The sequence below is a fragment of the Paenibacillus sanfengchensis genome, assembly GCF_036864765.1.
Taxonomy (GTDB): domain Bacteria; phylum Bacillota; class Bacilli; order Paenibacillales; family Paenibacillaceae; genus Fontibacillus; species Fontibacillus sanfengchensis.
The window spans coordinates 284111-290899 of record NZ_JBAGJC010000008.1; the positions used below are offsets into that span (position 1 = coordinate 284111).

The window sequence follows — 6789 nt, forward strand, 5'->3', positions numbered from 1 at the left end:
GGACCCCTTGTTCGTGTTGACGGAATTTCTTTTATTTTACCGCACCGCTGGCAACGCCTTCAAAGATATATTTTTGCAGGAAAAAGTACAGGATAACCGTCGGCAGCAAGATCAACAGAATCGCCGCGCTGATCAGGTTCCAGTTGGCAATGTTGATGCCTTGAAAACGCATTAGCACCGTAGTTACGACCCCGAGGCTCTGCTTCGGCATGTAGAGATATGGCGTATACATATCGTTATAGATACTGATGGACTTCAGAATGATCAGTGTGGACGTCGCCGGCGTCAGCAGCGGAAAGATGACCGACCGATAAATCCGGAACAGCGAGGCCCCTTCCACCATGGCGTTTTCGTCGAGATCGAACGGAATATTACGGATGAATTGCAGATACAGAATAATCTGGATGACGTCGGCTCCGATGTACAAAATAATGGGCGCTCCCAGCGTGTTGTACAGCCCCAGCGATTTGATGATGCCGAAGGTGGCCACCTGGGTGGTAATGGCCGGGATGACGGTAGCGAACAGATAGGCGCCGAAAACCGCTTTTTTCATGCGAAAATCGAAGCGTCCCAGAACGTAGGCGACCATCGTCCCGAACAGGATGTTGAAGATCAGCGCCACGGCCATAATGATCAGCGTATTTCCGAACCCGCTCAGGAGCCCCCCGCGCTCAAAGACAACCTTGAAGTTTTCAAAATTGAAGAAGCTTTTCGGCAAGGCCATCGTACTGGCCGTGTTGAATTCCTCATCCGCTTTAAAAGAGTTCACGATAACCACGTAAGGAGGGAAGAGCACAACGAACACCCCTATGAGCAGGGTCAGGTATTTCAGGGCGCCGATGAACGAAGATTTTTTGGAATTCATTTGCTGCCGCCTCCTCTGCTAAGCACGAATTGCTGAATTGCCACGACCGCTACAACGAAGAAGAGCAGGATAATACTCATCGCCGATGCCAGGCCATAGTTGTTGTAGGCAAAAGCTGTCTCCACGACGCGCTGTACATAAGTTTGGCTCGCGCCGGCGGGACCGCCCTTGGTGAGAACGAACGGAAGGTCGAATACTTCGAGCGCGCCCGTTACGGTCAGGAACAGGTTCAACTGAATGACCGGCTTCATGTTGGGCAGCGTCATGCGCCAGAACGTCTGCCAGGCATTGGCGCCGTCGATTTTGGCCGCCTCATAAATATCACTTGGAATCGCCTGCAGTGATGCGATATATATGACCATGTTATACCCCATAAACCGCCACAATCCGGTGGAGGCCAGGGAGTAGTTGACAAGGCCTTCGGTGCCCAGCCAGCTGGTTTCGCCCAAGCCGGTCAGCCCCAGGCTGTTCAGAAACAGGTTCAACGATCCCTGCGTAGTGTCGAACACGTAACCGAACATAAAGGCAACGGCTACGCCGTTCATAATATACGGGAGGAACAGCAGCAGGCGGAAAATATTTTTGCCCCGCAGCCGGCTGTTCAAAATCACAGCGAAATAAATCGCGATAACATTCTGGATCAGACCCATTACAAAATAGGCAAAGTTATGGGCAAAAACACCGAAAATATCCGGGTTGGAGAAAACCTCCTTGTAATTGTCAAGACCGACCCAAGGTTTCTCCGGGCTGTAGCCGTCCCAATTGGTAAAGCTGAAATACACCAGCTTGGCGGCCGGATAATAGGTGAACAACAGCAGCAAGGCCACCGGGATGAGCAGGAAGGAGAATATGATCAGCGTTTTTTGTTTTTTGTAAGATAATGTTCCGAACATGCCTTTATCCCTTCTTTCCGCACTTCAGATGAATGACAATTTTGAAAGCAAAATGGATTATCTCTGGCGGATAACCCATTTTGCCGGTTTTAGGCTTCTATATTAGTAGCCCAGATCTTTTTTGGCTTTGGCCCAAGCTTTGTTCCATTTGTCCAGAACGGATTGAGGATCCTTGGCGAGCACGAATTCCTGAGCGATGGCAGGCAAATCGATTTGCGCCTTGTTGGAAATCTCGATGACTTTCGGATCATCCGGTTGGCCCTCTTGGAGTTCCACGCCGGTAGCCTGGAATTCAGCCAGCTGCGGCAATTTGGATTCCCGTCCTTTCAGTGGCGAAATGAAGCCCGCAAAGTCTTCGTAACCGGATTCTTCGATCATCCACTTGAGGAACGTCTTGGTTGCTTCGAGGTTTTTGCTGTTTTTGTTGACGGCATAGAAGAAGTCCGGGCTGAGCGCTGCTCTCAATTCTCCCGAGTTGTCAAAAGGAAGCGGGAAGAAGCCGATGTTATCCGCTTCGGCACCCACGCCGATGACTTGATTAATGACCCAGTTGCCCAGGAAATACATGCCTATTTTGCCGCTGGCCAAGTCTTTTTTGGATTGTTCCCAGTTGGTGGAGTTGATGTCTTTTTCCAGATAGTTCTTGTCCGCCAGCGTCTTCAGCAGGGTCATAGCCTTGCCGTAGCCGTTGTCCATGGAGAACGGCTCCTCCATATTGATTCTCTCGTTAGGGAAGCTCTTGTTGTTTTCAATAATCCGCGGCATGTCAAAAACCCAGCTGCCGAGCGGCCATTTGTCTTTGAAGTTGGAGGCGAGCGGAACGACGCCTTTCTGCTTCAGCTTTTCGCAAGCAGCCAGGAATTCGTCCCAGGTTTTTGGCGTTTCAGTGATGCCGGCATCGGCAAACGCTTTTTTGTTGTAAACGATCCCGGAAGTCGAGTTGCCGGTGGTAATGCCGTACAGCTTGCCTTCATACGATTTGAAATCCTTGAAGGTCAGCTCGCTGCTGAACTGGATATCGTCGAGCGTGGCAAAATATTTCGGCAGGTCGGAGTTCGGAATGTCCGGAACGAACATCAGGTCCGGAAGCTCGCCGCTGGCCATGCGGACTTTGGCTTGCTGGTTATAGTCCGTTTGGCTGGCTTCGAATTCGATCTTAATGTCGGGATATTTCTCGTTAAAGCGCTTGACATATTCATCGTACTCTTTGCCGATCATATCCGTACGGTTGGTCAGGAAGGTGACTGTGCCGCTCAGTTTATCCCCGCCCGTTCCTCCGGAATTGGCCGTATCGGTGCCGCCGGCATTTCCCGTTTTGGCGTTGCCGCCGTTGCCGCCGCAGCCCGCCAGGATCGCGGAGACGGCAAAGACCATCAAAAATGTGAGCAGAAAACTTCTTTTCACTTGGATCGCCCCTTATTTATGGTATTTGTTAGCGCTTACAGGTTTATTTTATACTAATTGTTATGGTTCTTAAATGCACTCAGTTATTATTTGTTGTCTTGAATTGTCTTATTATACAGGAAAGCTTTCATGTTACATTACAGCAAATATTCTGAAAATGAGTTCTTGTTTTGATAAATAACTATTACTAACAAAATGCTAACAAATATATTGATATTTAAAATGAAATAGGGATAATGGGATTATATCAAAGAGAAAGATGGAGGGCTTATGACCAATCGACATAAGGTGTTGAACGAATGGCGCTTTAAAGCTTGCGACGAATCGGAATGGAATGAAGCGCGGGTTCCGGGAACGGTACACAGCGACCTGCTGCGAACCGGGGTAATCTCCGACCCGTTTTATGGAACGAATGAACACGAGTTGCAGTGGATCGATAAGAAGGATTGGGAATATCAGACCTCGTTTACCCTAACGGAAGAATGGAAACGCTGTCGTCATATCGAGCTTGTGTTTGACGGCTTGGATACGTATGCCGATATTTATGTGAACGGCCGCCATGTCTTGCCCACGGACAATATGTTCCGGGCTTGGAGCCTGGAGATTGGAGAGTTTGTCCTGCCTGGTGAAAATACCCTCCGGGTCCGTTTCCGTTCTCCGATCGCGGAAGATTTGCCCAAGCTGGACAAGCTGGGCTATCCGCTGCCCGCGACGAACGATCAATCCGAGCTGGGCGGCTTGGGGGACCGGAAAGTCAGTATTTTTGCCCGCAAAGCTCCATATCATTACGGATGGGATTGGGGCCCCCGCTTCGTAACCAGCGGGATTTGGCGGGAGGTTCGGCTGAACGGCTGGTCGGGGCCGCGGTTGACCGACCTTTTTATTCGGCAGGATAAGGTGAGCCCCGAGGAAGCGAAGCTGACGGCCGTGGTGGAGATCGAAAGCGATGCGGCATGGCGGGGAACGCTGGAAGTCGCCGCGGACGGGCAGACTTGGACACAAGAGGTCGCCTTGACGCCGGGCCGCCAGACGCTGGAGTTGGCTGCCGAGCTGGCGGAGCCCAAGCTGTGGTGGTGCCGGGGACTGGGTGAACCGTACCGGTATGAGTTTACCGCGAGTTTGCGCGAAGGCGGGGAAACGGTCTCCAGCCGGCGGGTAACAACGGGGCTGCGGGACATCCGGCTGGTCCGCCGGCGGGATGACGCGGGGATCTCATTCCTGTTTGAACTGAACGGCGTACCGGTCTTTATCAAGGGCGCCAACCATATCCCGAACGACAGCTTCTCGCCGGAGGTCACGGCGGAGCGGTACCGTCACGAGATCGCCTCGGCGGCCGAGTCGAACATGAACATGCTGCGCGTTTGGGGCGGCGGAATTTACGAGGAGGATGTGTTCTACGAGCTTTGCGACGAATACGGCCTGCTCGTTTGGCAGGACTTCATGTTTGCCTGCAGCATGTATCCCGGAGACGACGCCTTCCTGAACAGCGTCGCCGCGGAGGCGGAATACAATGTGAAGCGTCTGCGCAATCATCCTTGTATCGCACTGTGGTGCGGGAATAACGAAATCGACTCCGCCTGGGCTCATTTTGACGAGAATGGCGGCTGGGGTTGGAAAAAGGATTACACAACGGAGCAGCGGACGAAGATCTGGGCGGATTATGAAGCGATTTTCCACCGGATTCTCCCGGAAGCCGTGGAGCGGTGGGGCGGCGGTATCGCCTACTGGCCGTCCTCACCGCTGCGCGAACTGACCGGAGATGAGCATCAGCACGCTACGAAGGTCACCGGTGAGGGAGACGTTCACTACTGGGGCGTATGGCATGCCGTTGAGCCGTTCTCCAATTATAACGAACGCGTCGGCCGCTTCATGAGCGAATACGGTTTCCAGTCGTTTCCCGAGCTGTCCTCCGTGCTGAAGTACGCGACGGAAGACCAGTTGGAGCTCGAATCCGAAGTGATGCTTGCCCACCAAAAGAACGGCCGGGGTAACCAGCTGATCAAGGGTTACATGGATCATTATCTGCCCCGCCCGCGGGATTTCAAAGCGTTTCTGTACATGAGCCAGGTGCTGCAGGCGGATGCGATTCAAATTGCGATCGAGGCGCATCGCAGAAACAAGCCTTATTGCATGGGCACGCTGTATTGGCAAATGAACGACTGCTGGCCCGTCGCCTCCTGGGCAAGCATGGACTACTACGGCCGCTGGAAGGCGCTTCAGTATGTCGTGCGCCGCAGCTTCAGCGAGGTCATGTTGTCGATCGACGGGGGTGTCGAAGGCAGGGAAGCAGGGGAAGGCAAGGGCGTGGGTCCGGACACGAATACGGCCGCGGACGCAGGCAAGGGCGTAGTGACGGTCCACCTCGTCTCCGACCGGAGGGAGCCGCTTCATGCCCGGCTTCGCCTGGAACTGTTCGACTTCGGCGGCCGTTCTCTCGGAGAACGTACGCATGAAGTCGCGCTTCCGGCGGACGCCGCGGAGGTGGTCTACACAGCTCCAGCCGGAGAACTGCTGAACGGGCATGACCCGCGCGGCGTGGTGCTGCTGGCGACCGTTGAGCAGGAGGCCGCCGGAGAGCGTGTGGTGCTGGCCAGCCGGCATCACTATTTTGCCTCCTTCCGGGACATCGAGCTGCCCGAGGCCTCGGTGACCGTGGAAGAAGTGCGGGGCAGCGGCGGCAGCGCGTTTACGCTGAGCACGGACGCTCTGGCCAGACAGGTCTGGCTTCATGCCGAGGAGGAAGGCTTCTTCTCGGACAACTTCTTCGACCTGATTCCCGGCCGGCCGGTGACCGTGGAGTTCCGCCGACGCGGCGGTTTGGGGAGCGAAGCTTTCGTGTCGGGCTCGCCCGGGGCGCTAAGCGTAAGTTCGATGCGGGATTATACCGTGCAGTCATAACCACCGGCTTAGCCGGTGGCTTCCATCAGCCCTATAAGGGCATGGTACTAGCAAGCGCCTAAGAAGGCGCACTGAAAGTCTGCCAACCGCGTGCGGTCTCGGGCTTGCCCCTCAAAGGGGCTTTTTTTATTTGCCCTTTCCTACCGACTCACCCGTAAACGGGTCGAACAGTTCTTTCATCGTGAGTTGTTCGTAGTTCTTATCTTCCGTTAGCTGATTCCGAATGTACTCGGCGATCGCTTTCCTGTTTCGTCCTACCGTATCCACAAAATAGCCTCTACACCAGAATTGGCGATTTCCGTATCGGTACTTCAGATTCGCAAATTTATCGAAGATCATGAGCGAACTTTTCCCCTTCAAATACCCCATAAACTCCGATACACTCAACTTTGGCGGAATACTCACCAACATATGGATATGATCCGGACATGCTTCTGCTTCGTGGATTTCCACACCTTTACGCTCACATAATTCTCGAATGATTTTCCCAATTTCTCGCTTTAACTTCCCGTAGATCACTTGCCGTCTATACTTTGGTGCAAATACAATATGGTATTTGCAGTTCCAGCGCGTATGTGCTAGACTGCTCTTATCCATTCCCTTGCCCTCCTTGATTTGATTGTGCGGTTGGCAGACCGGCTACTATCTTATCATAAAGGTCAAGGGATTTTTACTCATAGCTATAAGCTTTCCTGAACCCCCAGTCGAACTGGGGGTTTTCTTAGACAA

At 53.2% G+C, this 6789-nt stretch carries 5 protein-coding genes; 1 reads left to right on the top strand and 4 read right to left on the bottom strand.

What is annotated here, in order from left to right; all coding sequences use genetic code 11:
- Nucleotides 1–31 precede the first annotated feature (31 nt).
- The 3 genes from V4U84_RS18580 to V4U84_RS18590 all read right to left on the bottom strand — a co-directional run bounded on the left by V4U84_RS18580 (nt 32) and on the right by V4U84_RS18590 (nt 3162).
- Nucleotides 32–865 carry a carbohydrate ABC transporter permease gene (locus tag V4U84_RS18580; RefSeq protein ID WP_334074310.1) on the bottom strand — a complete coding sequence of 278 codons (834 nt, stop codon included), beginning with the start codon at nt 863–865 and terminating at the stop codon, nt 32–34.
- The gene (locus V4U84_RS18585) at nt 862–1758 is read right to left on the bottom strand and encodes a carbohydrate ABC transporter permease (protein WP_334074311.1); all 897 of its coding nucleotides are present in this window, start codon (nt 1756–1758) and stop codon (nt 862–864) included. Before V4U84_RS18585 ends, V4U84_RS18580 begins: the two co-directional genes overlap by 4 nt.
- 102 nt (nt 1759–1860) lie before the next feature.
- Nucleotides 1861–3162, bottom strand: a complete 1302-nt coding sequence (locus tag V4U84_RS18590) for an ABC transporter substrate-binding protein (protein ID WP_334074312.1) — start codon at nt 3160–3162, stop codon at nt 1861–1863.
- A 270-nt stretch (nt 3163–3432) separates the two neighbouring features.
- On the opposite strand from V4U84_RS18590, the gene V4U84_RS18595 reads away from it, so the two are divergent.
- Entirely contained in the window at nt 3433–6060 is a 2628-nt protein-coding gene (locus tag V4U84_RS18595) for a beta-mannosidase (protein WP_334077689.1), read from the top strand.
- A gap of 126 nt (nt 6061–6186) precedes the next feature.
- Here V4U84_RS18595 and tnpA read toward each other — a convergent pair whose 3' ends face one another.
- Entirely contained in the window at nt 6187–6657 is a 471-nt protein-coding gene (gene tnpA, locus V4U84_RS18600) for an IS200/IS605 family transposase (protein WP_148450426.1), read from the bottom strand.
- Between the last annotated feature and the right edge of the window lie 132 nt (nt 6658–6789).

Bases quoted from the DNA above. Each gene is read 5' to 3' on its own strand.
- V4U84_RS18580 (WP_334074310.1), bottom strand. From the start codon at position 865: ATGAATTCCAAAAAATCTTCGTTCATCGGCGCCCTGAAATACCTGACC.
- V4U84_RS18585 (WP_334074311.1), bottom strand. From the start codon at position 1,758: ATGTTCGGAACATTATCTTACAAAAAACAAAAAACGCTGATCATATTC.
- V4U84_RS18595 (WP_334077689.1), top strand. From the start codon at position 3,433: ATGACCAATCGACATAAGGTGTTGAACGAATGGCGCTTTAAAGCTTGC.
- tnpA (WP_148450426.1), bottom strand. From the start codon at position 6,657: ATGGATAAGAGCAGTCTAGCACATACGCGCTGGAACTGCAAATACCAT.